Consider the following 24,482-nt stretch of genomic DNA (forward strand, 5'->3'; position numbering starts at 1 on the left):
TCATCCTTTCGGGGCGAGGACGCGCAGCGCCGCGCGGATCAGCGCCGGCACGTCGCCTGCGCCATCGTCGACCTGCGCCACCGCCGCCGCCGCATCACCCTGACCGTACCCGAGGTTCAGCAGCGCCGACAGCGCATCCGCCCGCGCCTGCGCGCCGGCATGTGCCGCCGGTGCGGGGGCCGGGACGGCGGCGGGCGCCGGCTCGGCGGCGAGCGCCGGGGCCGTGCCCGTCATCGCCGGCGCCGCCCCGGCCGCACCCATCGCCATCACCGCCGGCGCCTTCGCCTGCAGCTCCAGCACCAGCCGCTGCGCGAGCTTGGGGCCCACACCGGGCGCCGCGCGGATCGCGCCCGCGTCGCCGAGCGACAGCGCGCGCGCAACCCCCGCCTCGCCCAGCGTCCCGAGGATCGCGAGCCCGGCCTTCACGCCCACCCCCTGCACCGACGTGAGCAGCCGGTGCCACTCCCGCTCGGCCAGGGTGCGAAAGCCGATAAGCTGCATCAGGTCCTCGCGCACCACCAGCTCGGTGAAGAGCGCCACCGCCTCGCCGACGCCCGGCAGCGCGGCGAGCGTGCGGTCCGAGCACATCACGAGATAGCCGACGCCGCCCGCCGTCTCGACCAGCACGTGCTCGCCGTCGACATAGCCGACCCGCCCCGTCACCTTGCCGATCACGCCCGGATCCCCGCGATCGCCGCGGCGAGCCGTCCCTGAAACCGGGCGTGGTGCGCATGGCAGAGCGCGATGGCGAGCGCGTCGGTCGCGTCCGGCCCGGCCAGCTTCACGCCGGGCAGTTGCAGCTTCACCATGTGCTCCACCTGCGCCTTCTCCGCATGGCCGACGCCGACCACCACCTTCTTCACCGCGTTCGGCGCGTATTCCGCTACCGGCAGGCCCGCCTGCGCCGGCACGATCAGCGCCACCGCCCGCGCCTGGCCGAGCTTCAGCGTGCCGGCGGCATCCTTGTTGACGAACGTCTGCTCCACGGCGGCCGCCTCTGGCCGCTGTGCCGCGACCACGGCGGTCAGTGCCACGAACAGGCTGAGCAGCCGGGTGGCGAGATCGTCGCCCTCCGACTGGCAGACGCCATTCGCGACGTGGCGCACCCGCGTGCCCTCCACGTCCACGACGCCCCAGCCGGTGCGCCGGAGCCCCGGGTCGATGCCGATGACGCGCATGTTCCTGCGCCTCTTGCCTGCCGCCTCGCCCTTCCTGCCTAGCACGAAGCGGGAACATTCGCCAAGCGCCGCGTGCATCTTCTCCCCTGACGCGCCGCGACCACCTTATGCCCGGATAATGAGCACGCGCTGCCTGCCTGCTCGGCATCGGGCAGTTTTTTCCCGATCCGGGCTCTTCCCGGTCCAAATCGAGTTGACCCCGGCCGCAGGACATGGGTTCTGGCTTCGAAGGCCCGCCGGCATCGTCGGGCGAGGTCTTAACGATGGGTTGACGCCCCTGCGCCGGACGCATGGCTGTATTGCAGCCTTAGCGTTTGTGGGTTTTTGCGCGTGCGCCTACATCTCTGCCAGCAACCGGGTGTTCCGGTCCCGCCAGAAATCGCAGAGACGACGATGACCATGTCCGCCACGTTCAACAGCAACCGCTCGGTCCCGCTCGGGTCCGTTTCGATCTTCCGCGCCACCACCGGCGTCGAGTTCGCCATGCGCGCCTTCGCCTCCTGGCGCCGCGCCCGGACCACCCGGCTCGCGCTTGCCAACCTGTCCGATGCGCAGCTCGCCGACATCGGCGTCACCCGCGGCGACATCGCCATGGTGTCGGACTCCCTCTCGCAGCGCTGAGCGACCGAAGCCGGCGGGGCCGACACCTACAGAGTACCGAGTTCTTGAGTGAAGGACGGTCCCGCAAGGGGCCGTCCTTCGACGTTTCAGCGCCCCGAGGCTCAGTGCCCCGGCGTCAGCGTCCGAGTTCGAGGACGAGCGTGGTCCATCCGTCGATCTGCACCCGGTCCCGCACCCGATACCCCCAGCCGCGATAGACCGCGGCAACCCCCGGCGCCTGCCGCGACAACAGGCCCGAGAGGATGGCGATCCCGCCCGACCGCTGCGCCGCCGCCATCTGCGGCGCGAGGCGCTTCAGCGGTGCGGCGAGGATGTTGGCGAAGACCAGATCGAACGGCGCCGCCGCGTGCACGCGCGGGTGGCGAAAGCCGGCCGCGGTCAGGCACGACACATGCGCGGCGAGGCCGTTCGCGGCCACGTTCTCCCGCGCCGTCACCGTCGCCACCGGGTCGATGTCGCCGGCGATCGCCGCCGCCGGCCAGATCGAGGTCGCCGCCATGGCGAGCACGCCGGTGCCGCCACCGATGTCCGCGACCCGCCGGGCGACGAGGCCCCGCCGCACCATCCGGTCCAGCGCCAGCAGGCAGCCGCGGGTGGTCGCATGGTGGCCGGTGCCGAACGCCTGCGCCGCCTCGATCTCGAGGCCGATGCGGTGCGGCCCGATCTTCGCCCGGTCGTGGCTGCCGTAGACGACGAAGCGCCCGGCCTCGACCGGGGTCAGCTCGGCACGCACCTGCGCCACCCAGTCGCGATCCTCGATCCGCTCGACGCGGAAGGCGGCGCCGCCGTATGCCTCGGCGAGGAGCGCGAGGCCAACCTCGTCGGGCGCCTCGCCGAAGATGCCACTCACGTCCCAGAGGCCCGAGCCGTCGTCGTGGTCGTTGATGTCGCTCGCGAGCGGCGCGGGGTCGAGCTCGTCGAGCGCGTCGCGCAGCGCCACCGCCGCCGGCAGCCCGGGGATGGCGGCCGTGGCCCGCCGGAGGACGGGGACGCCGGTCGTCACGCCGAGAGCCCGATCGGGCAGCTCACGCCGGTGCCGCCAAGCCCGCAGTAGCCACGCGGGTTCTTGGCGAGGTACTGCTGGTGATGGTCCTCGGCATGGTAGAACGTCGGGGCGTCGACGATCTCGGTCGTCACCGCGCCGTAGCCCGCCGCCTTCAGGCGCTGGCCGAACGCCGCCTTCGACGCCTCGGCCGCCGCGCGCTGTTCGGGCGTGGTGGGGTAGATGCCGGAGCGGTACTGCGTGCCGACGTCGTTGCCCTGCCGCATCCCCTGCGTCGGGTCGTGACCCTCCCAGAACGCCTTCAGCAGCGCGTCATACGAGATGACCGCAGGATCGTAGACCACGCGCACCACCTCGGCATGGCCGGTGCCGCCGGAGCAGATCTCCTCGTAGGTCGGATTGGGCGTCTCGCCGCCGGCATACCCGACGATCGTGGCGTAGACCCCCGGCAGCTTCCAGAACAGCCGCTCCACGCCCCAGAAGCAGCCCATGGCGAACATCGCCTCGGCCATGCCCTCCGGCACCGGCTCCTCGAGCGGACGTCCGGTGACGTAGTTCGTCGCGGCCGTCGGGATCGGTCCCGGCCGGCCGGGCAGCGCCTTGCCGCGCGCCGGCATCTCGGCCTTCTTCAGCAGTCCGAACATCTGATCCTCCGCACTGGCTCGCTCGCGGATCTAGGCGCGGCGCCACGGGTTTCCAAGGCCGGAGGTCAGGCCGCGACGTGGCCGGCGACGTCGAGCCATCCCTCGTAGATCATCGTGACCGCCACGTACAGGATGACGGCGAGGCCGATCCAGGCGATCCAGCGGTGCTTGTTGAGCAGCCGGGCGATGAAGGTGGCCGCGAGGCCCATCAGCGCGATCGAGAGGCCGAGACCGAACACCAGCACGACCGGATGGTCATGCGCCGCGCCGGCCACCGCGAGCACGTTGTCGAGCGACATGGAGACGTCGGCGATGACGATCTGCGTCACCGCCTGGCGCAGGGTCTTGCGCGGCGCGCCGCCGGCCGCCGGATCTGTGGCGGCGTCCGCGTCGTGCGCCCCATGTGCCCGGATTTCCTGGTACATCTTCCAGCAGACCCAGAGCAGCAGCAGGCCGCCCGCCAGCAGCAGGCCGGTGATCTGGAGGAGCTGCGTCGCGATCAGCGCGAAGCAGATGCGGAGCACCGTCGCCGCGACGATGCCGATCATGATCGCCTTGCTGCGCTGCTCCGGCGCGAGGCCCGCGGCGGCCATGCCGATCACCACCGCGTTGTCGCCCGCGAGGACCAGGTCGATCATGATGACCTGGAGGAAGGCGCTCAGCACCGATGAATTGATCATGCCTCGACGCGTCCCCTCTCTGCCGCCGGGGCCAGAAGCCAGTAACGGCCGCGTGTGTCAACCCGCCCGGGTCACGTCGCAGCCATAGAGCCAGTCGAAGCGGCCCGCGAGCAGGCCGGGCGCGAGGGCCGAAGCCGCCCGCAGCGCCGCGTGGACCGGCCCCCGCGCCGCCGTGCCGAGGTGATAGACCCGGGCGTTCTGCGCCGAGGCCCGCTGCACCCGCGTTGCCCGCACCTGCCGCAGCCGCTCGTAGGTGGCGAGGCCCGCGGCCGGGTCCGGCGCCGCGTCGAGCGCCGTCGCGAGCGTCCAGGCGTCCTCGAGCGCCATCGCCGCCCCCTGCGCCAGGAAGGGCAGCATCGGGTGGCAGGCGTCGCCGAGCAGGACGACGCGCCCCGCCTGCCAGCGCGGCAGCGGCGGATGGCCGAAAAGGCCCCAGAGGAAGCAATCCGACACCGCCGCGACCAGCGCCCCGGCGTCGCCGCCGAAATCGGCGAAGGCGCGCCGCAGCTCGGCCGGATCGCCCGGCTGGCGCCAGCCCTCGTCGGCCCACGCCGCGCGCTCCTCGACCGCGACGAAGTTGACGAGCCGCCCGTCGCGCAGCGGATAGCTCACGAGATGCCGCCCCGGCGCCATCCACACCCGCGCCGCCGGCCGCGCCAGCACCGGCGGCAGCCGGTCCGCCGGCACCAGCCCGCGCCACGCCACTTGTCCGGTGAACCGCGCCCCGCCGTCCGCACCCGTCGCTGCCCGCAGCCGCGAGCGCACACCGTCGGCGGCGACCACCACCTCCGCGCCCGCCAGTTCGATATCGTCCGCAGCCGCGATCTCGTGGCCCAGTCGCAGGCGCACCCCCGCTGCGACCGCGGCGTCAGCCAGCGCCGCCAGCAGGTCGGCGCGGTGCAGGTGCCAGTAGGGCCGGCCGTAGCGCGCCCGCGCCGCCGCGCCGAGCGGCACGCGCGCCACCAGCCGGCCGGAGCGATGCTCCCGCAGCTCGACCGCCTCCGGCAGGCTCGCCTGCGCGGCGAGGCGCCCGGCGACACCCAGCGCCTCGAGCACCGCGACGCCGTTCGGCCCGATCTGCAGGCCGGCGCCCACCTCGCCCAGCTCCGGCGCCCGCTCCCAAAGGGTGACGTCCGCCCCCCGACGCGCCAGCGCCAGCGCCGCTGCCAATCCGCCAACGCCGCCGCCGACGACGGCGATCGTCCGCCCCGCCAGTGCCATCCCCGCGCTCCCCGTCCCGGTCTTTCGCGGGGAGGTGTGGCACGTTACCGGCCGTCGCGGGAAGCCCCGAGCAGCCGCGCCACTTCCGCACGCACAGCTTCGGCCCGCAGCGCGTAGGCCTCGGTCTCGGGCGACCCGACACGCGCGCCGCCCGACGCCGGCGTGATCGCGCCGCTCGCGGTGCGCAGCGCCGTCACCATGCCGACGAGCCGCCCCTGCCGGTCGAAGAGCGGCCCGCCGGAGAACCCCGGCCGCCCGTCCGGCAGGCGGGCGATCAGGCCCGGCCCGAACGCCGCGATCTGGGCGGCGGCCTGCACGATCTCGCCCTCGGCCTCATAGCGCGGCCCGCCGGGACCATCGCTCGCGTCGACTCCGGCGGCGACCACCGCCGTTCCGGCCGACACCGACGCCGGCGCCTCCGGCACCACCGGCAGCACGCCGTCCGGCACGCCCAGCACCGCGAGATCCATCCGCGGGCTCACCGCCAGCAGCGTCGCGGCGGCGACGACGTGCCCCGGCCCGGACGCGAGCAACCGCACGCGGGCGCCGGGGGCGAGCCCCTGCACCACATGCCGGTTCGTCACCGCGATCCCGTCCGCGATCGCGAAGGTCGAACCCACGATCGGCCCGTTCAGCACGACCGCGTGCGTGTCGAGCGCCCGCAGCGACGCCGCCGCGCGCATCTCGGCCGTCGGCATCCCGAGCAGCACCAGAAGCAGCAGAAATCCCGCCCATTGCCCGAGCCGCGCGCCCCGCGCGCGGCCGGTCCCCCGTCCGTTCCCCATGCAGTCCCCCACCCGAAGGGCGCGCACGGTCCCCACCGCGCTCGCGACCCGACGCTAAACCGCCCGGCGTTGCGGAAACGCTAAGCGGCGGCGGCCGATACTTCAAATGCTTCGCATCTCGTCGCCCCCAACACCCCGATCAGGCCGGCGTTCCGCTTGCATTTGCAACGAATGCCCGAAATACAACCCTTAGTTGTTCATTTCAGGGTGCGACATGAGAATAGAGACAGTGACCGCGCGTCCGGCCCGTGCCTTGCAGCTGCTCGGCGTCTCGCTCCTCGCCCTTTCCCTCGCCGATGCAGCCCACGCGCAGGCCGTGCCGAAAGGCGGCGCCGTCGTCCGGGGCTCGGCGCGCATCATCGGCGGCGCCGATCGCACGGTGATCCGCCAGTCCACCCGCCGGGCCGTGATCGACTGGCGCCGCTTCGACGTCGGCCGCGACCACACGGTCGTCTTCGACCAGCCGGGCAAGACCTCGGCGACGCTCAACCGCGTCACCACCGCCCGCCCGAGCGTGATCGAGGGCGCGATCCGCGCCCCGGGCACCGTCGTCATCCAGAACGGCGCCGGCGTCCTGTTCAGCGAGGGCGCCACCGTCGACACCGGCGGCCTGGTCGCCACCAGCCGCACCGTCGACGCCGGGCGCTTCCAGAACACCGGCGCGCTCTCGCTCGGCGGCACCGGCGCCGGCGGCGCCGTCACCAACCGCGGCACCATCACCGTCAGCGACGCCGGCCTCGCGGCGCTGGTCGGCGACACCGTCGAGAACGCCGGCACGATCGTCGCGCGCCAGGGCGCGGTGGTGCTCGCCGGGGGCACGACCGGCACGCTCGACCTCGCGGGCGACGGCGTGCTGCAGATCGCCGGCACCGGCAGCGTCAGCAACAGCGGCGCCATCGACGCCGAGAACGTCGTGCTTAGCGTCGACGAGGCCAGCTCGGCCCTCGACGCCGCGATCAACGTCACCGGCACGGTGCGGGCGCGGGACGGCGCCGACGGCGGCAGCATCGAGGTGCACGCCGGCAGCGGCAAGGCGCGCATCGCCGGCACGCTCGATTCGAGCGGCCGCGCCAAGGGCGGCAAGGTCACCGTCACCGGCCGCCACATCGAGGCGACCGCCGACGCCCGGCTCGCGGCGCGCGGCGGCGACGCCGGCGGCATCGTGCGGGTCGGCGGCAATCGCGGCGGCAGCGGCACCCTGAACCGTGCGCGCGAGGTCACGGTCGCGGCCGGCGCCGAGATCAGCGCCGATGCCACCGACGGCACCGGCGGCGTCGTCATCGCGTGGTCGGACGGCAATGCGCAGATCGACGGCAGCATCTCCGCGACCGGCGGCAGCGATGGCGGCTTCGTCGAGACCTCGGCCCTCGCCGCCCTGCAGCTCGGCTCGAACGCTGCCGTCACCGCCGGCGACGGCGGGCGCTGGCTGCTCGACCCGCGCAACGTGGTGATCGGGGCGAGCGGGGCCACCGTGGGCGGCGGCACGGTCACGCCGCCCGTGGGCAGCGGCGCCTACACCGTCAGCCTCGCCACGCTGCAGGCGGCGCTGAATGCCGGCACCGATGTCACCGTGACGACGGTGCAGCCGGCCGCGAGCATGGCGGGCGACATCACGGTCAACGGCGCGCTGTCGTGGACCGGCAGCGGCGACCTCACCCTCGCGGCCGAGCGCGACATCCTGATCGCCGCCCCGGTCAGCACCGCCGCGGGCGACTTCACCGCCAGCGCCGCGCGCTCGGTCACGGTCGCGGCCAACATCACCGCCACCGGCGCGGCCGGCGTCAACCTGACCGCGGGCACCGGCGACATCCGGCTGGCGCGCGGCAGCACCGGCAACCTCGCCGTCACCACCGCGGCCGGCGACCTGACGCTCGCCGCCGGCAACCAGGTGACGCTGCGCAACTGGTACGGCGGCCTCGACGTCGCCACCGGCTCGGGCGATCTCGACATCACCGCCGGCTCGATGATCCTCGCCCGCGGCGGCGCGGGCTCGAGCCAGTGGGTCCGCGTCGGCAGTGCCGCCTCGAGCGGTGACGTCCACCTCGAGGCACCGCTCATCGACGTGGTGGGCGGCATCGGCTCCGGCAGCCCGGCCGAGGTGCTCGCGGGCAGCGGCGGCTCGCTCTCCATGTCGGCCGCCGAGCGCATCCTGATCCAGGACTGGACCGGCGGCTCGCGCGCCCGGGTGGCCAGCCTCGGCGGCGCCCCCCTCACCCTCGAGGCGGCGATGCAGTGCTGGTTCGGCACCGTGCAGTCCGGCACCGGCAGCGCCGACGGCGGCCCGGTCAGCCTGTCGGGCTCGATCGCCGCCACCGTCGAGCCGATCTTCAGCCTCGCCGCCGGCAACGACTTCACCCTCGCGCCGACGACGCCCGCGGGCGACGCCTCGTCCTACGAGGCAGAGCTGCCGCTCGCCGTCACCACCACCGGCGGCGGCACGATCTCGATCGACGCGCCGGTCACGGCCTCCAGCCTCACCCTCGTCTCGGCCGAGGGGATCACGCTCGGCGCGAACACCACGCTCACCACCACCGACCCGGGCGATTCGCTCGTCGTCTCGGCCGGCGGCAGCTTCTCCAACGCGTCCGGTGGCGACGTCTTCGCCTCCGGCGGCCGCTGGCTGCTCTACATGGACCGCTTCGACAGCCCCTCGGGCACGCTGCCCACGCCGGACGGCTTCGACCTCTACGGCCGGACGCTGGCGGGCGACCCGCCGGGCGCCCTCGGCTTTGCCGGCAGCCGCATCATCTACGCCGAGCAGCCGACCCTGACGCTCACCGCCGACTCCGCCAGCAAGACCTACGGCCAGGCGGGGCCCGTCATCGGCTACACCGCCGCTGGCCTGCGCAGCGGCGACAGCTTCGCGACCGCGCTCGACGGCACGCCCACCGTCACCGCCGGGGGCACCGCCGCCAACGCCGCGGCCGGCAGCTACGCGACCAGCGTCGCCGCAACCGCCTCGGCGCAGGGCTATCGCCTGGTCCTCGTCGACGGCAGCGTCGACGTGGCGAAGGCCGCGCTCACCGTCAGCGCCGACGACGCGACCCGGCTCTACGGCGCGGCGAACCCGGGGTTCACCGCGAGCTACGCGGGCTTCGTGCTGGGCGAGGATGCCTCCGTGCTCGGCGGCACGCTCGCGCTCGCCACCCCCGCCACGACCGGCACGAACGTCGGCAACTACGCGATCACCGCCGCCGGGCTAACCAGCGGCAACTACACGATCAGCTACGCGCCCGGCACGCTCACCGTCACCCAGGCGCCGCTCACCGTCACCGCCAAGGATGCGACCCGCCGCTACGGCAGCGCCGACCCGACGTTCACCGCCACCTACCGCGGCCTCGTCGCGGGCGACACCGCCGCCTCGCTCGGGCCCCTCGCGCTCGCCACGACCGCGACCGTCAACTCGAACGTCGGCAACTACGCGATCACCCCGTCGGGCCTCGCCAGCGGCAACTACGCCATCACCTATGCCGCCGGCACGCTCTCGGTGACCAAGGCGCCGCTCACCGTCACCGCCAGCGACGCGACCCGGCGCTACGGCGCCGCCAACCCGGCCTTCGGCGTCAGCTACGCCGGCTTCGTCGCCGGGGACGACGCGTCCGACCTCGCCGGCCGCCTCGGCTTCGCCACCGGCACGACCACCGCGACCGGCGTCGGCCACTACGCGATCACCGCGTCCGGCCTCAGCAGCGGCAACTACGCGATCAGCTGGCGGCCGGGCACGCTCACCATCAACCCCGCGCCGCTCACCGTCACCGCCACCGACTCGCGCCGGACCTACGGCAGCGCCGGCCAGGCCTTCGGCGCGACCTACGACGGCTTCGTCAACGGCGACGACACCGGCGACCTCGCCGGCACCCTGCGCTTCGAGACCGTCGCGACGCAGGCGAGCCCGGTCGGCACCTACGGCGTCACCCCGACGGGCTACACCAACGGCAACTACGCGATCTCCTACATCGCCGGCTACCTGACGGTGGATCCCGCGCCGCTCACCGTCACCGCCAACGATGCCTCGCGCATCGAGGGCGCCGCCGACCCGGACTTCACCGCCAGCTACGACGGCTTCGTCCTCGGCGAAGGCACGGGCGTCCTCGAGGGCGGCCTCACGATCGACGCCGACGCCGATGCCGACAGCCCGGCGGGCAGCTACGCGCTCACCCCCGGCGGGCTGGCCAGCGGCAACTACGCCATCACCTTCGTCGACGGCACGCTCACCGTCCTGCCCGCGCCGCTGCCGGGGGCCGAGCAGCTGACCGGCGGCGAGGACCGCATCGACGCGGTGCGCGGCGTGCCGCCCCTGACCCCGGGCGACGCCAGCTTCCGCACCACCACCGCCGAGGCGCCGCCGGCGCTCGACAACCCCTTCGCGCTCACCTACTCGCTCGGCGAGGTGGTGCAGCTCTCGTCCGGCGACGGCGCGACCCAGGCAGCCGCCACCGGCGCGGACACCCAGGGCTTCGTCCCGGCGTCGGGCGGCGGCACCGCCGCGGCGGGCCGGACCTCCGGCGGGGCCACCGACGCCGCCTGCAGCGGCAGCGTCGGGCTCGGCAGCGACACCACCTGCGGGCGCAGCACCACCCGCGAGAACTACTGGACCTCGAGGACCTCCCTGTGACACGCCCGCTCGCACTCGCCGTCTCCCTCGGCGCGGCCCTCGGCGCCGCCCTGCCCGCGGTCGCCCAGCCCGCCGCCGACTTCATCCCGCGCCCCGATCTCGACGCCCGCCCGCGCGCCGAGGCCCCGCCGCGGCAGCCGGCGCCCGCGCCGCTGGCCCCGGCCGCCCATGGCATCGTGCTGAAGCGCGTCATCCTCGACGGCGCGACGGCCGTTCCCGAGGCCGAGCTGGCGCCGATCTGGACGCCGCTCCTCGGCCAGACCGTCTCGGCCGACACCCTGAGCGCCCTCGCCGCGCAGGTCAGCGCCGCCTACCGCGCCCGCGGCTATGTCCTGTCGCAGGCGATCCTGCCGGAGCAGAGCCTCGCCGACGGCACGCTCCACATCGCCGTCATCGAGGGCTTCGTCGACCAGGTGGCGGTCGATGGCGGCACGCCCGCGCAGCAGACGACGCTGCACCGCCTGTTCGGCCCCGTCGCCACAGACCGGCCGCTGCACATCGAGACGCTGGAGCGCAGCGTGCTGCTCGCCCGCGACACCTACGGTGCCGGCATCGACACCGTCGTCGCGCCCTCGCCCACCACCTTCGGCGCCGCCGACATGACGGTGCTCGCCAGGCCCGACCGCTTCACCGGCTTCGCCTCGGCCGACAACCGCGGCTCGCGCCTCTACGGCGCGTTCGGCGTCACCGCGGGCGTCAGCGCCTACGACCTGCTCGGCCTCGCCGAACGCCTCGACGGACTCGTCGCCCTCGCCCCGCAGGACGGCGCGCTCAGCTACATCGAGGGCGTCGCCGACGTGCCGCTGCCGTGGTTCTCCGGCACCTGGCTCGACGGCGGCCGCTTCGAGTTTCACGCCGACACCTCGCACGGCAAGCCCGACCTCGGCCGCAGCGGCTCGCCCGACGGCCTCAGCCTCACGTCGGACGAGACCAACCTGCGCGCCGGCCTGATCGTGCCGTTCATCCGCACCCGCTCGATGAACCTGTTCGGCCGGGCCGGCCTCGACTGGCAGGAAGCGACCTCCGTCACCGGCTTTGCCGGCGGCTCGGCCGAGCAGACCGACCGCCTCACGGTCGCCCGCATGAGCCTGTCCTGGGACGTGGCCGACCGGCACGGCGGCGTGACGCTGCTCGAGGCCTCCGTCCGCCACGGCGTCGGCGCCTGGAGCGACATCGGCGGCACCGGCCCGGCCGCGGGCGATCCGGACTTCGTGCTCGCCACCCTCGGCCTCACCCGCCTGCAGCGCCTGGGCGCGAGCCCCTATTCGCTCTGGCTCGAGGCGACGGGCCAGATGGCGGCCGACGTGCTGCCGAACTCCGAGCGCTTCGCCCTCGGCGACAGCACGATCGGCCGCGGCTTCGCGCCGGGCAACACCACCGGCGACTCCGGCTGGGGCGGCCGCGTCGAGCTGCGCCGCCAGGTCGAGATGCCCGAGAAGATGGCGCAGGCGATGGAGCTCTACGCCTTCGCCGACTACGGCCGCGCCTACGACCGCAGCGCCGCCCGCGACGGCATCAAGACTGAGCGCCTTGGCTCGTTCGGGCTCGGCGCCCGGATCGACCTCACCAACTGGCTGACCCTGACGCCCGAGATCGCCCGGCAGTCGACCGGCACCGCCAGCGACACCACCGATCCCGACTACGAGACCCGGTTCTACGTGAGCCTCGTCGCCCGGTTCTGACGCGCCCGCGGCGCTCCGGGTGCCCTCGCCCGGGGGGGGGCGCTCACATGCTGATCGGCCGCCCCGACCGCTGCCGGCGGTCGACGAGGTAGGTCACCACCGCCACGACGATCCAGCCGCCGTGGAACAGCGCCCCGGCGGCCACGACCACCGATCCCGGGACCGGCCCGACCGCAGCGCGCTGGAAGAACGTCGACCACGTTCCGACTGGTGTCGGGTGGATCGCGAGCTTGCCGAAATAGGCGAGCGCCTGGATCCCGAGGATATAGGCGTAGTTGCTGCGCAGGCGCCGGCCGATGGCCCGCCAGTAGCTCATATGGAAGCTCGGGTGGTCATAGTCGTCGGCGAGCAGCGTGTTCCATTTGCCGTTGAGCGTGATCCCCTCGCCCCGCAGCATCGGCACGTAGAGATCGGTCTCCAACAGCCGGCATCGGGCGCGCCACACGCTGAAGTAGCGATAGCGCCGCGACTCGAGCAGCAGGAACACCACCACGAGCAGCCCGACGACGATCAGCGGCAGCGGCGAGGCATAGGGGCCGGCGAAGGTCAGCGACATGGCGAGGCCCGTCGTCACCACCGCCCAGTTCGTCGTCTGGTCGAGCCGCGTGCGCCAGACGGTGCTGCGGTAGACCTCGCCGCGGTAGAGATGCGCGACGGCACCGATCTCGGCGATGTCGAAGCGGGTCTTCACTGTCGGCGGCGCCGCGTCGCTCGGCTCGGTCATGCTCTTTCCCCCGGTTTTCAGCCACTATGCGACGGACACGGGCCCGGGCCAAGCCGTCCCCGCTATCCCCGTTGTCCACAGGCCGCAGGGGGCAGCGTCCGGCGCACCGGCCGGCTATAAGCAGGCTCCAGGGAGATTCTTGATGGCCGATGGAAACACCCAGGGGCTCGACGGCGAGACCCGCGAGCTGCCGCACAACATCGAGGCGGAACAGGCGCTGCTCGGCGCCCTCCTCGTCAACAACGAGGTCTACGACCGCGTTGCCTCGATCGTGCAGCCGGGCCACTTCTTCGATCCGGTCCACGCCCGCATCTTCGACGTGGCCGGAGAGCGCATCCGGCGCAACGCGCTCGCGACGCCGGTGACGCTGAAGGCGTTCTTCGAGGACGACGCGGGCCTCAAGGAGCTGGGCGGCGCGACCTACCTCGTGCGCCTCGCCGGGGCCGCGACCTCGCTCTTCATGGTGAAGGACTACGCCCAGCTCATCTACGACAACGCCATCCGCCGCGAGCTGATCCTCATCGGCCAGGGCATCGCCGACAAGGCCGGCCGCGCCACCGTCGACAGCGAGCCCAAGGACCAGATCACCGAGGCGGAGCAGGCGCTCTATCAGCTCGGCGAACAGGGCAAGGTCGATCGCGGCTTCCAGACCTTCCGGCGTGCGGTCATCGACGCGGTGAAGGTGGCGAATGCCGCCTACGAGCGCGACGGCGGCCTTGCCGGCATCTCGACCGGCCTCGCCGACCTCGACAAGCGGCTCGGCGGCCTGCACCCGTCCGACCTTCTGATCCTCGCCGGCCGCCCCTCGATGGGCAAGACCTCGCTCGCGACCAACATCGCCTTCAACATCGCCAAGGCGTACAAGAAGGGCATGCGCCACGACGGCACCGAGGGCGCGGTCGAGGGCGGCGTCGTCGGCTTCTACAGCCTCGAGATGTCGGCCGAGCAGCTCGCCGCCCGCGTGCTGTCCGAGACGAGCCGCGTCCCCTCGCACCAGATCCGCCACGGCGACATGACCGAGGAGGAGATGCGCCGCTTCATCGAGGCGGCGAAGACGCTGGAGAACTGCCCGCTCTTCATCGACGACACCCCGGCGCTGCCGATCTCGACGATCGCCGCCCGCGCCCGCCGGCTGAAGCGGCAGCACGGCCTCGACGTGCTGTTCATCGACTACCTGCAGCTCGCCAAGCCCGCCTCCTCGCGCTCCGAGGGCCGGGTGCAGGAGGTGTCCGAGATCACCCAGGGCCTGAAGGCCATCGCCAAGGAACTGAACATCCCGGTCGTTGCCCTCTCGCAGCTCTCCCGCGCCGTCGAGAGCCGCGAGGACAAGCGCCCGCAGCTCTCAGACCTGCGCGAGTCGGGCTCGATCGAGCAGGACGCCGACGTGGTGATGTTCGTGTTCCGCGAAGAATACTACAAGGAGCGCGAGAAGCCGGGCGACCACGACGTCGAGGCGATGGTGAAGTGGAAGGACGCGATGAGCGCGCTCCACGGCCGCGCCGAGGTCATCATCGGCAAGCAGCGCCACGGCCCGATCGGCACGGTGGACCTCGCCTTCGAGGGCGAGTTCACCCGCTTCTCCAACCTCGTGCAGGCATACCAGCAGGGTGCGGTGGCAGACCGGGGGGACTTCGGGTGACGTCCGTCCAGAAGCGCGCGTCAGCCGCGTGAAATCGAGCGAGCGAGGCGCTCCCGCGTGAGATCCTCGTCCCCCAAGGAACCCAACCCCCTCCCCCGGGTTTCCCCTCCGAACCACCGGAGGATCCCCATGTCCGACAAGACCCTTTCCCGCAAGGACGCCATCGACTCCGTCTGGAAGCTCGCGGATTCCATCGACTTCTGCTTTCTCATCACCTGGGATGGCGAGCGGCAGCGGGCCCGTCCGCTGTCGGCGCGGCCGGATCGCGACGAGAACCGCATCTACTTCCTGATCGGCGTGGAGGGGGAGAAGGACGACCAGATCGCGAAGTTTCCCACCGTCTCGCTCGCCTTCGCCGACGTGCGCAGCCACGACTATCTGGCGCTGACCGGACAGGCCGAGGTCACGAACGACCGCGAGAAGATCAGGGAGCTGTGGAGCGGCGCCGACAGGGCGTTCTGGGACGATGCCGACGACCCGTCGATCCGCCTGCTCAGCGTCACCCCGGAGGATGCCGAGCTGTGGCTCGGCCCGAACCGGCTGATCGCGGGGGCCAAGATGCTCGGCGCGGCGCTGACCGGCGCCAAGGCCGACTTCGGCGAGAACGTGAAGGTCGACCACCTCTGAGCCTTTGACCGGGCGCCCCCTGCCGGCTATCCCGCCGGCGGGGGGATTGTCATGCGCGCACTCATTCAGCGGACCACCGGAGCCGACGTTGCCATCGCCGGCGAGACGGTGGGCAGAATCGGCCCGGGTCTCGTCGTTCTGGCCTGCGCGATGCGCGACGATACCGAGGCCGAGTTCGACGTGGCTCGCCCGCAAACTGGTGAACTTGCGCATCTTTCGCGACGACAATGACCGGATGAACCGCTCGCTTCTCGACACCGGGGGCGAGGCGCTCATCGTCAGCCAGTTCACCCTCGCGGCCGAAACGAAGGGGAACCGCCCCGGATTCTCGACGGCAGCCGCACCCGACAGCGGCGAACGGCTCTACCAGCACTTTGCCGACGCGGTTCGCGGCCACGGCGTGCGCGTCGCCACCGGCGTCTTCGGCGCCGACATGGCCGTTTCGCTGGTGAATGACGGCCCGGTGACGATCTGGCTCGACACCGCCACCCGCTGACCCAAGATTATCCGGCCGGCCCCCTGGCTGCCAGTCGGCTCGCCATGGCGGCCACCAGATCGGTGCGCGTGGTGATCCCGACGATCTCGTTGCCGCGCAGCACCGGCACCGCGTCCACCTCACCCTCCGCCAGCAACGGCAGCAGCGCCGCGGCCGGCGTCCCGAGGCTCACCGCCGGCAGGTCCCGCGCCATCAGCGCCGCCGCCGTCGCCGCCCCGGCATCGCGGATCAGGTGGATCTGGAAGATCGCCCCCAGATAGTCGCCGTCCCCCGCCACCACCGGCAGCGACGTGAAGCCATGCGCCGAGAACAGCGCGGCGACCTCCGCCCGCATCGCCTCCGGCAATACCGTCACGAGGTCGCGCGACATGATGTCGGCGCAGCTGAGGCCGCCGAGCTGGTGCCCCGCGCGCCGCAGTTCCGCCCCGACGACAAGCCGCGCCAGATCCTCGACGCCGAGGTTCGTCGACTGGCGAAACTCGGTCAGCAGCCCGCGCAGCTCCGCCTCGCTCAACCCGACGCGCTCCATCGCCGGGCGATCCGCCGTCCCCTGCGGGCTCGACGCGTCGATCTGGCGGAACGGATACTTCCGTCCGGTGGCGCGGGTGTAGACGATGGACGCGATCACCAGCGCCGCGGTGCCGAGCGTGACCGGCGCGAGCGCAAAGCGGAACCCCACCTCGCCGATCACCGCCGGATTGAGCGCCACCGTCAACGCGACCGCACCGCCCGGCGGATGCAGCGACCGCGTGAGCCCCATGGCGAGGATTGCGAGCCCGGTCGCCAGCGGCGCCGCCACCGCCGCACCTGGCACCAGCTTCACCACCGCGATCGCCACGACCGCCGACACGCTGTTCCCGATGATCGCCGACCACGGCTGTGCCAGCGGGCTGTTCGGCACCGCGAAGACCAGCACCGCGGTGGCCCCGAACGGCGCAATCATCACCAGCGCCAGGTGCAGGTCGGCCCTGGGCACCAGCAGCAGCGCGGCGAGCCCCAGCCCTGCGACCGCACCAAGGGACGCCCGCAGGCCCTCCGGGCCGGCGACCTGCGCCATCGCCGGGCCAAGCGCGTGGAGCGCCCGGCGCAACCGTCCCGAAACCATGGGGGTGGTCTTACTCCGGCACCACCCGCACCGCGCCGCGCGCCGCACTGGTGGCGAAGGCGGCATAGGCCCGAAGCGCCGTCGTCACCCGCCGCTTCCGCGGCGCCGCCGGCTTCCAGCCCGCCTCGGCCTGCTGCGTGCGCCGATGCGCCAGCTCGGCATCGTCGACGGCGAGATGGATGCGCCGGTTCGGGATGTCGATTTCGATCGTATCCCCCTCGCGCACCAGCCCGATCGTGCCGCCCTCCGCCGCCTCGGGCGAGACGTGGCCGATCGAGAGACCCGAGGAGCCGCCGGAGAAGCGGCCGTCCGTGACCAGCGCGCAGGCTTTGCCGAGGCCCTTCGACTTCAGGTAGCTGGTCGGATAGAGCATCTCCTGCATCCCCGGCCCGCCGCGCGGCCCCTCGTAACGGATGAGCACGATGTCGCCCGGCACCACCTTGTTGCCGAGGATGCCCGACACCGCCGCGTCCTGGCTCTCGAACACGCGGGCGCGGCCGGTGAACTTCAGGATCGACTCGTCGACGCCGGCCGTCTTCACGATGCAGCCGTCCTCGGCGAGGTTGCCGTAGAGCACCGCAAGGCCGCCGTCCCGGGAGAACGGGTGCTCGGCGGAACGGATCACGCCCTTCTCGCGGTCGAGGTCGAGATCGTCCCACCGGCGGGACTGGCTGAAGGCGGTCTGCGTCGGCACGCCGCCCGGCGCGGCCATGTAGAAGTCCCGCACCGTCTCGGACGTGGTGCGGACGATATCCCATTGATTGAGCGCATGTCCGAGAGTCGGCGCGTGGACGGTCGGCAGGCTGGTGTCGAGCAGGCCGGCGCGGTCGAGCTCGCCGAGGATCGCCATGATGCCGCCGGCACGGTGGACGTCCTCCATGTGGACGTCCTGCTTGGCGGGCGCGACCTTGCAGAGCACGGGGACGCGGCGGCTGAGCCGGTCGATGTCGTCCATGGTGAAGTCGCACTCCGCCTCGTGGGCGGCGGCGAGGATGTGGAGGACGGTGTTGGTCGACCCGCCCATGGCGATGTCGAGGGTCATCGCGTTCTCGAAGGCGCCTTTCGAGGCCACCGAGCGCGGCAGGACGGAGGTGTCGTCCTGCTCGTAGTAGCGGCGGGCGATGTCGACAGAAAGGTGGCCCGCCTCGACGAAGAGGCGCTTGCGGTCGGCGTGGGTCGCGAGCGTCGAGCCATTGCCGGGCAGCGACAGGCCGAGGGCTTCCGTCAGGCAGTTCATGGAGTTGGCGGTGAACATGCCCGAGCACGATCCGCAGGTCGGGCAGGCGGAGCGCTCGATGGTCGCGACGTCGGCGTCGGAGATCTTGTCGTCGGCGGCGGCGACCATGGCGTCGACGAGATCGAGCGCGAGCTCCTTGCCGGCGAGCACGACCTTGCCGGCCTCCATCGGGCCGCCGGAGACGAAGACCGTGGGGATGTTGAGGCGGAGCGAGGCCATCAGCATGCCCGGGGTGATCTTGTCGCAGTTCGAGATGCAGACCATGGCGTCGGCGCAGTGGGCGTTCACCATGTACTCGACGGAATCCGCGATCACCTCGCGCGAGGGCAGGCTGTAGAGCATGCCGTCATGGCCCATCGCGATGCCATCATCGACGGCGATCGTATTGAATTCCTTGGCAACACCGCCCGCCGCCTCGATCTCGCGCGCGACGAGCTGGCCGAGGTCCTTGAGGTGGACGTGGCCGGGGACGAACTGGGTGAAGGAGTTGACGACGGCGATGATCGGCTTGCCGAAGTCGCCGTCCTTCATGCCGGTCGCGCGCCACAGGCCACGGGCGCCGGCCATGTTGCGGCCGTGGGTGCTGGTGCGTGAGCGATAGGCGGGCATGGCTGGCCTCCGTTGACCCCCTCGGGCGCGGGCACCCCTCGAGCGCGGGGCGCCTGCATCCATCGAAGAGCGGCCCATCGGCCCTTCGGCGCCGCGAGTCAACCCCCCGCGCGCCCTCGTTCGCCCGCGGGCGAGGACGGCGGCACGGCGTCGCAGCGCCGGCGATCCCGGGCTGCACGAGGCTGGCATAGTCGCGAAGGACGTACCAAGGTTCTTCCTTGGGGAACGGGGGGATTCGGGGGGATCGGACGTCTTCGCCGGGGATGGCGGACGTCCTTCTCGCGCTCCGCCAGGCCTCGGGTGTGACCATATCCGAAACAGAACGTGCTTGGAGCGTAGGATGGCAGCGGAAGTAAACGAGAGCTGGACCGGAACCGGCAGGAACGACAGCCGGTTGACGACGGCGGAGGCCTTGAGCACCAGCTCGCAGGACGAGGCGAGGGCGACGGTCGTCCAGAGGGCGCTCGGCGGCAACGACCGGATCGACGCGATCGCCAAGGCCACCGCCCAGTACGGAGCCTATGCGGTGACCGACCAGGACGGCGGCAACGGCAACGACGTGCTGACGGGCACGGCGACGGCCTCCTCGTCCAGCCCCGCTTCGGCGTTCGCCCGCCTGGTCGGCGGCAACGGCAACGACGTGCTGACCGGGACGGCCCAGACCACCGGCTTCGGCCTTCTCGAGAGCAAGACCCTCCTCGACGGCGGCTGCGGCAACGACACGATCGTTGCGAACAGCCTCGCGAACGGCGCGCGCGCGTCCAACACGCTCAACACCGTGTTCGGCGGAGCCGGCAACGACCGCATCACGGCGACCGCGATCTCCATCGGCTTCGTGCCCAGCGCGGAAAACGTCCTGAGCGGCGGCAGCGGCAACGACGTCATCGTCGTCAAGGCCGTCGGCGGCGTCAACGCAACGACCGGCGGCGACGCGTTGAACACCGTGGACGGCGGCGCGGGCAACGACCAGGTGACCGCCACGGCCGAGTCCAGTTCCATGACCGCCGCGGATACCGGCAACACGCTCCACGGCGGCGCCGGCAACGACGTGCTGACGGCCTCGGCGACGAGCGACGGCCTCGGCGGCGGATACGCCATCAACGAGCTGGACGGGGGAGCAGGGAACGACGTCCTCGTGGCGACGGCGATCGTGCCCAAGGGCGGCGGCTACCGCGTCTCGGCCAGCAACACCCTGACCGGCGGCGCCGGCAACGACCAGCTGACGGCGACGGCGAGCGGCGTCACCGCGGCAGTCGGCGTCATCGACAACACCCTCGACGGCGGCGCCGGCAACGACGTGCTGACGGCCACGATCCTGCGCGACGGCGCGAGCAGCCTCTCCGGCGGGGCGGGCAACGATGTCCTGACCGTCCAGGGCGGGTCCGGCAACGTGCTCGACGGCGGCGCCGGCAACGACTGGCTGTTCGCGGGCACCGGCATCGACCGGCTGGCCGGCGGCCGCGGCCGCGACACCTTCGTCTTCGCCGCCTCGGCCGGAGCCTCGGGCGCGGACGTCATCACCGACTTCGCGCACGGCACGGACATCGTGCGGCTCGAGGGCTATGCCGCGGGACCGACGATCGCGGGCAACGTCGCGACGCTGGACGACGGCACGACGATCACCTTCGAGGGCCTCGGCACGATCGGCGCCGACGACTTCCTGCTCGTCTAGCCGCGCCGGCAGAAAGGTCGCCGGTCCCGCGACCGGCGGCCCCGAGGCCACTGAAACGCCTTATTCCGCGGTCAGTTCTTCGCGTAGTACTCGACGACGAGGTTCGGCTCCATCATCACCGGGTAGGGGACGTCGGTGAGCGCCGGGGCGCGGACGAACTCGGCGGTGAGCTTCGAGTGGTCGACGTGGAGGTACTCCGGCACGTCGCGCTCCGGCGAGCCGACCGCCTCGAGGACGATGGCGAGCTGCTTCGAGCGGTCGCGGACGGAGACGACGTCGCCTTCCTTCACGCGGTAGGAGGCGATGTTGACCCGGCGGCCGTTGACCGCGACGTGGCCGTGGTTGACGAACTGGCGGGCGGCGAACACGGTCGGCACGAACTTCGCGCGGTAGACCACCGCGTCGAGGCGCCGCTCGAGGAGGCCGATCAGCAGCTCCGAGGTGTCGCCGCGCTGACGCTCGGCCTCGTCGTAGATCTTGCGGAACTGCTTCTCGGTCAGGTCGCCGTAGTAGCCCTTGAGCTTCTGCTTGGCGCGGAGCTGGGTGCCGAAGTCCGACATCTTGCCCTTGCGGCGCTGGCCGTGCTGGCCGGGGCCGTACTCGCGCTTGTTGACGGGCGACTTCGGGCGGCCCCAGATGTTTTCGCCCATGCGGCGGTCGATCTTGTACTTCGCACTCGTGCGCTTGGTCACGGGTTCGTCCTTCCATAAAACATGTGCGGCGTCTCCTTTGCCGGGCTTCCCCGGCCGACAGGGTTCCCCTTGCGGGGTCCACGAGCGCCAAGTTCACCGCCCCAACCGGACGGTCGGGCGCGCTTAGACGGAACGGGAGCGGGTGTCAACCTCGGTGGAGGCTACGTTGAAGGAAAGCCCTCGCCAGACACGGGTCGCAACGGTGACGAAAGACGGATTTGGCGAGTGACAAATCCGTCCGCGGCTGCCCCTCCGGGGGGCAGACGCGTACGCGCGTCCGCCGGGGCAGCCACGGCCGGATGGCGCGGTACGGGAAAATCTCGACCCCTCGCGGCTTTCGACCGGTCGAAAGCCGCCCGCCCCGGAAAACGCTCCACTGGAGCGTTTTCCGGGGCGGACCTCGCGGCGGGCCTGCGGCCCGCGCTTCGGTAGCTCGGTGCGCGGGGGCAGGTGACGGGCGTCAGGCGACTCCGCCGCTGCGCACCAGTGCAGGCCCTCAGGCCGCGCGGGTCACGCGCGGGCGGCGGGGGCGGCGACGTTCGGGGCCGGGCTTCGGGGCGTCGCCCGCGTGGGCGGGCTTGGCCTGCGGCTTCTGGCCCTGGGGCTTCTGGCCTTGCGGCTTCTGGCCCTGCGGCCTCGGCGCGTTGCCGCCCCTGCCCTGCCCGCGGCCCTGCGGCTTCTTCGGGGCGGGCTCGCCAGGGACGTCGGCGGAGAGCAGGCGGGTGCGGGTGATCTTTTCCACCGCGCGGAGCTTGTCCACCTCGTCGGGGGCGCAGAGCGTCACGGCGATGCCGGCCGCGCCGTTGCGGCCGGTGCGGCCGATGCGGTGGACGTAGGACTCCGCCTCGTCGGGCAGGTCGTAGTTGATGACGTGGGTGATGCCCGGCACGTCGATGCCGCGGGCAACGATGTCGGTCGCGACCAGCACCCGGACGCGGCCGGCGCGGAAGGCGTCGAGCGCGCGCTGGCGGGCATTCTGCGCCTTGTTGCCGTGGATCACCTCGGCATCGACGCCGTCCTTCTCGAGGTTCTCCGCCACGCGGTCGGCGCCGCGCTTGGTGCGGGCGAAGACGATGGCGCGGCCGACCTCCGGGTCGCCGACGAGGGCGAGCAGGCGGGCGCGCTTCTCGGCAGTCGGGATCAGCTCGACGGTCTGGTCGATCTTCGGAACGACGGTCGACTGCGGCGCCACCTCGACGCGGAGCGGGTCCTTGAGGAACTCGCGGGTCAGCTCCTCGATCTCCGGCGGCATGGTGGCCGAGAAGAGCAGCGACTGGCGGCGCGGGTGGAGCTTGGCCACCAGCGAGCGGACGGGCTTGATGAAGCCCATGTCGAGCATGCGGTCGGCCTCGTCGAGCACGACGAAGCGGGTCTCCTCGAGGCGCAGGTCGCCCTCGTCGACCAGATCGACGATGCGGCCGGGGGTGGCGATCACCACGTCGACGCCGCGGGCGATGCCGCGGACCTGGGCGCTGCGCGACATGCCGCCGAGCACGAGCTGGGTCGAGAGGCGGCCGGCGGCGTAGCTCTTGAGCGACGCCTCGATCTGCACGGCCAGCTCGCGGGTGGGGGCGAGGATCAGCGCGCGGCAGGTCTTCGGGCTGGGGCGGCCCTTGAGGGCCTGGATCGCCTGCACCATCGGCAGGCCGAAGGCGGCGGTCTTGCCGGTGCCGGTCTGGGCGACGCCGAGCACGTCGCGGCCCTCGAGCTGGGCGGGAATGGAGGCGGTCTGGATCGGGGTCGGGCGGGTGAGGCCGGCGCGGGCCAGCGCGTCGATGAGCGGCCGGGCGATCCCGAGATCCGCGAAGGTCTTGTCGGTCAAGTCAACTGTCCTTATCCCGCGGCACCCCTGCCGGGGGCGGCGGGCCATGGGCCCTCGTCAGGCGCATGTGACGAAAATCCGGTTTCCGGTGCGGCGGGACCCCATGGCCCTGCCCTGCGCCACCGTTCAGGTCCGGCGTGACACGCCGGCTCCCGGTCCCCTTAGCCGATTTGCCGCAGCGCGGCAAGACGGTCACGACTGCGCGCGTGAACGCCGGGGCGGGGAGCGCGCCGGGCCGTCGGCGCGTTTCGCCGGGTGGGCACCGCACGCCCATCCGAAGGAGACCCGAGATGTCTGCCGGCTTCACCTCCACCTGCCTCGCCGCCGCGCTGCTCGCGCTCGCGGCCTGCGGCTCGAGCCCCACCACCCGCGCGGCCACCGGCGGCATCGGCGGCGCGGCCGTCGGAACCCTCGTCGGCGGGCCGGTCATCGGCACCGCCGCCGGCGCCGTCACCGGCGCGACGCTGGGCGTGGCGACGGGCAACTGAGCTGCGCCGCTCGGGGGGCGGCTCCGGGGTCGGCAACTCTCGCCACCCCGCGCGCAGGCGGGTATACGCTCGTTCTTCCGGGGCCCCGACGCGGGCCCGAGACGAATCGAGGGACGACAGTGATTAACAAACTTGCTGCCGAGTTTTTCGGCACCTTCTGGCTGGTCTTCGGCGGCTGTGGCAGCGCCGTGCTGGCGGCAGCGTTCCCGGAGCTCGGCATCGGCTTTGCCGGTGTCGCGCTCGCCTTCGGCCTCACCGTGCTGACCATGGCCTACGCGGTCGGCCCGATCTCCGGCGGCCACTTCAATCCGGCGGTCTCGCTCGGCCTCGCGGTCGGCGGGCGGTTCTCGTGGGGCGAGCTCTGCCCTACTGGGTCGCGCAGGTGCTCGGCGGCTTCGCCGCCGCGGTCATCCTCTACGCCATCGCCTCGGGCAAGGCCGACTGGGTGCCGGGCGGCTTTGCCTCGAACGGCTACGGCGCGAACTCGCCGGGCGGCTACAACCTGTTCTCCTGCTTCCTGATCGAAGTGGTGCTGACCGCGGGCTTCCTGCTCGTGATCCTCGGCGCAACCAGCCCGAAGGCGCCGGCGGGCTTTGCCGGCATCGCGATCGGCCTCGCGCTCACGCTCATCCACCTCGTCTCGATCCCGGTGACGAACACCTCGGTCAACCCGGCCCGCTCCACCGCGGTCGCGTTCTTCGCGCAGACCGGCGCGGTCAGCCAGCTCTGGCTGTTCTGGGTGGCGCCGCTGATCGGCGCGCTGATCGGCGGGGTGATCTGGAAGGCGCTGTTCGCGCCGGTCACCGACATCCCGCAGGAAGGCAACTCTGCCGGCAAGCGGGCCTGACACCGCTTCTGCCCGCCGCGAGGCTGCTTCGCGGCGGGCACCCGAGCTTGTGATGCGCCGGGGATCGACGGGGGCACGGCACGATCCTACGTCTG

19 protein-coding genes and 2 pseudogenes are annotated in these 24,482 nt (G+C 72.5%); 9 read left to right on the top strand and 12 right to left on the bottom strand.

Annotation, left to right across the window (positions count from 1 at the left end; all coding sequences use genetic code 11):
- Positions 1-675, bottom strand: coding sequence for a Holliday junction branch migration protein RuvA (gene ruvA / locus QM699_RS10055; RefSeq protein WP_415010996.1), 675 nt, complete (start codon positions 673-675; stop codon positions 1-3).
- Positions 672-1,178, bottom strand: coding sequence for a crossover junction endodeoxyribonuclease RuvC (ruvC, locus tag QM699_RS10060; RefSeq protein WP_415010997.1), 507 nt, complete (start codon positions 1,176-1,178; stop codon positions 672-674). Before ruvC ends, ruvA begins: the two co-directional genes overlap by 4 nt.
- Positions 1,179-1,571: 393 nt before the next feature.
- Between ruvC and QM699_RS10065 the strand changes: the two genes are divergently transcribed.
- Positions 1,572-1,799, top strand: a complete 228-nt coding sequence (locus QM699_RS10065) for a DUF1127 domain-containing protein (RefSeq protein ID WP_415010998.1) — start codon at positions 1,572-1,574, stop codon at positions 1,797-1,799.
- A gap of 115 nt (positions 1,800-1,914) precedes the next feature.
- Here the strand turns inward: QM699_RS10065 and QM699_RS10070 are convergent, their stop codons facing one another.
- From QM699_RS10070 to QM699_RS10090, 5 genes are all read right to left on the bottom strand, one after another.
- A complete protein-coding gene (locus QM699_RS10070) occupies positions 1,915-2,802 on the bottom strand; it encodes a 50S ribosomal protein L11 methyltransferase (protein WP_415010999.1) in 888 nt (295 codons plus the stop codon).
- Positions 2,799-3,446, bottom strand: coding sequence for a peptide-methionine (S)-S-oxide reductase MsrA (gene msrA, locus QM699_RS10075; RefSeq protein WP_415011000.1), 648 nt, complete (start codon positions 3,444-3,446; stop codon positions 2,799-2,801). Before msrA ends, QM699_RS10070 begins: the two co-directional genes overlap by 4 nt.
- A gap of 65 nt (positions 3,447-3,511) precedes the next feature.
- Positions 3,512-4,126 (bottom strand): TerC family protein, encoded by a 615-nt coding sequence (locus QM699_RS10080; RefSeq protein ID WP_415011001.1) that lies wholly within the window; start codon positions 4,124-4,126, stop codon positions 3,512-3,514.
- A 57-nt stretch (positions 4,127-4,183) separates the two neighbouring features.
- Positions 4,184-5,347, bottom strand: coding sequence for an FAD-dependent oxidoreductase (locus QM699_RS10085; RefSeq protein WP_415011002.1), 1,164 nt, complete (start codon positions 5,345-5,347; stop codon positions 4,184-4,186).
- A gap of 44 nt (positions 5,348-5,391) precedes the next feature.
- Positions 5,392-6,132 carry a S1 family peptidase gene (locus QM699_RS10090; protein WP_415011003.1) on the bottom strand — a complete coding sequence of 247 codons (741 nt, stop codon included), beginning with the start codon at positions 6,130-6,132 and terminating at the stop codon, positions 5,392-5,394.
- A 229-nt stretch (positions 6,133-6,361) separates the two neighbouring features.
- Here QM699_RS10090 and QM699_RS10095 point away from each other — a divergent pair, with 229 nt between their 5' ends.
- Both QM699_RS10095 and QM699_RS10100 read left to right on the top strand, forming a co-directional pair.
- The gene (locus QM699_RS10095) at positions 6,362-10,747 is read left to right on the top strand and encodes an MBG domain-containing protein (RefSeq protein WP_415011004.1); all 4,386 of its coding nucleotides are present in this window, start codon (positions 6,362-6,364) and stop codon (positions 10,745-10,747) included.
- Positions 10,744-12,429, top strand: a complete 1,686-nt coding sequence (locus tag QM699_RS10100) for a ShlB/FhaC/HecB family hemolysin secretion/activation protein (RefSeq protein WP_415011005.1) — start codon at positions 10,744-10,746, stop codon at positions 12,427-12,429. The genes QM699_RS10095 and QM699_RS10100 overlap by 4 nt, the downstream gene beginning before the upstream one ends.
- Before the next feature lie 43 nt (positions 12,430-12,472).
- On the opposite strand, the gene QM699_RS10105 is transcribed toward QM699_RS10100, so the two are convergent.
- Positions 12,473-13,153 carry a DUF2270 domain-containing protein gene (locus tag QM699_RS10105; RefSeq protein WP_415011006.1) on the bottom strand — a complete coding sequence of 227 codons (681 nt, stop codon included), beginning with the start codon at positions 13,151-13,153 and terminating at the stop codon, positions 12,473-12,475.
- A gap of 142 nt (positions 13,154-13,295) precedes the next feature.
- Between QM699_RS10105 and QM699_RS10110 the strand changes: the two genes are divergently transcribed.
- From QM699_RS10110 to dtd, 3 genes and pseudogenes are all read left to right on the top strand, one after another.
- Complete coding sequence (locus QM699_RS10110) at positions 13,296-14,792, top strand: replicative DNA helicase (RefSeq protein ID WP_415011007.1); 1,497 nt, start codon at positions 13,296-13,298, stop codon at positions 14,790-14,792.
- Between the two features lie 129 nt (positions 14,793-14,921).
- On the top strand, positions 14,922-15,419 hold the full coding sequence (locus QM699_RS10115) for a pyridoxamine 5'-phosphate oxidase family protein (protein WP_415011008.1): 498 nt from the start codon (positions 14,922-14,924) through the stop codon (positions 15,417-15,419).
- A gap of 51 nt (positions 15,420-15,470) precedes the next feature.
- A pseudogene (gene dtd, locus QM699_RS10120) lies at positions 15,471-15,915 on the top strand (D-aminoacyl-tRNA deacylase).
- Between the two features lie 7 nt (positions 15,916-15,922).
- Here dtd and QM699_RS10125 read toward each other — a convergent pair.
- Positions 15,923-17,020: an HPP family protein gene (locus QM699_RS10125; RefSeq protein ID WP_415011009.1), complete on the bottom strand. Its 1,098-nt coding sequence runs from the start codon at positions 17,018-17,020 to the stop codon at positions 15,923-15,925.
- A 10-nt stretch (positions 17,021-17,030) separates the two neighbouring features.
- Positions 17,031-18,866, bottom strand: coding sequence for a dihydroxy-acid dehydratase (gene ilvD / locus QM699_RS10130; protein WP_415011010.1), 1,836 nt, complete (start codon positions 18,864-18,866; stop codon positions 17,031-17,033).
- Between the two features lie 340 nt (positions 18,867-19,206).
- On the opposite strand from ilvD, the gene QM699_RS10135 reads away from it, so the two are divergent.
- Positions 19,207-20,538 carry a calcium-binding protein gene (locus QM699_RS10135; protein WP_415011011.1) on the top strand — a complete coding sequence of 444 codons (1,332 nt, stop codon included), beginning with the start codon at positions 19,207-19,209 and terminating at the stop codon, positions 20,536-20,538.
- Positions 20,539-20,609: 71 nt separating this feature from the next.
- Here QM699_RS10135 and rpsD read toward each other — a convergent pair whose 3' ends face one another.
- Together rpsD and QM699_RS10145 are read right to left on the bottom strand one after the other, a co-directional pair.
- On the bottom strand, positions 20,610-21,230 hold the full coding sequence (gene rpsD / locus QM699_RS10140; RefSeq protein ID WP_415011012.1) for a 30S ribosomal protein S4: 621 nt from the start codon (positions 21,228-21,230) through the stop codon (positions 20,610-20,612).
- 496 nt (positions 21,231-21,726) lie between these two features.
- Positions 21,727-23,052 (bottom strand): DEAD/DEAH box helicase, encoded by a 1,326-nt coding sequence (locus tag QM699_RS10145; protein WP_415011013.1) that lies wholly within the window; start codon positions 23,050-23,052, stop codon positions 21,727-21,729.
- 290 nt (positions 23,053-23,342) lie between these two features.
- On the opposite strand from QM699_RS10145, the gene QM699_RS10150 reads away from it, so the two are divergent.
- On the top strand, positions 23,343-23,540 hold the full coding sequence (locus QM699_RS10150) for a hypothetical protein (protein WP_415011014.1): 198 nt from the start codon (positions 23,343-23,345) through the stop codon (positions 23,538-23,540).
- 119 nt (positions 23,541-23,659) lie between these two features.
- Positions 23,660-24,387 (top strand): annotated as a pseudogene (gene aqpZ, locus QM699_RS10155) (aquaporin Z).
- Positions 24,388-24,482: the final 95 nt, after the last annotated feature.

Source organism: Amaricoccus sp., assembly GCF_047602525.1.
Taxonomy (GTDB): Bacteria; Pseudomonadota; Alphaproteobacteria; order Rhodobacterales; family Rhodobacteraceae; genus Amaricoccus.

Excerpts from the sequence above, each read along its gene's own strand:
- ruvC (WP_415010997.1), bottom strand. The coding sequence starts at position 1,178 with ATGCGCGTCATCGGCATCGACCCGGGGCTCCGGCGCACCGGCTGGGGC.
- QM699_RS10065 (WP_415010998.1), top strand. The coding sequence starts at position 1,572 with ATGACCATGTCCGCCACGTTCAACAGCAACCGCTCGGTCCCGCTCGGG.
- msrA (WP_415011000.1), bottom strand. The coding sequence starts at position 3,446 with ATGTTCGGACTGCTGAAGAAGGCCGAGATGCCGGCGCGCGGCAAGGCG.
- QM699_RS10080 (WP_415011001.1), bottom strand. The coding sequence starts at position 4,126 with ATGATCAATTCATCGGTGCTGAGCGCCTTCCTCCAGGTCATCATGATC.
- QM699_RS10085 (WP_415011002.1), bottom strand. The coding sequence starts at position 5,347 with ATGGCACTGGCGGGGCGGACGATCGCCGTCGTCGGCGGCGGCGTTGGC.
- QM699_RS10090 (WP_415011003.1), bottom strand. The coding sequence starts at position 6,132 with ATGGGGAACGGACGGGGGACCGGCCGCGCGCGGGGCGCGCGGCTCGGG.
- QM699_RS10105 (WP_415011006.1), bottom strand. The coding sequence starts at position 13,153 with ATGACCGAGCCGAGCGACGCGGCGCCGCCGACAGTGAAGACCCGCTTC.
- QM699_RS10110 (WP_415011007.1), top strand. The coding sequence starts at position 13,296 with ATGGCCGATGGAAACACCCAGGGGCTCGACGGCGAGACCCGCGAGCTG.
- QM699_RS10115 (WP_415011008.1), top strand. The coding sequence starts at position 14,922 with ATGTCCGACAAGACCCTTTCCCGCAAGGACGCCATCGACTCCGTCTGG.
- QM699_RS10125 (WP_415011009.1), bottom strand. The coding sequence starts at position 17,020 with ATGGTTTCGGGACGGTTGCGCCGGGCGCTCCACGCGCTTGGCCCGGCG.
- ilvD (WP_415011010.1), bottom strand. The coding sequence starts at position 18,866 with ATGCCCGCCTATCGCTCACGCACCAGCACCCACGGCCGCAACATGGCC.
- QM699_RS10135 (WP_415011011.1), top strand. The coding sequence starts at position 19,207 with ATGGCAGCGGAAGTAAACGAGAGCTGGACCGGAACCGGCAGGAACGAC.
- QM699_RS10150 (WP_415011014.1), top strand. The coding sequence starts at position 23,343 with ATGTCTGCCGGCTTCACCTCCACCTGCCTCGCCGCCGCGCTGCTCGCG.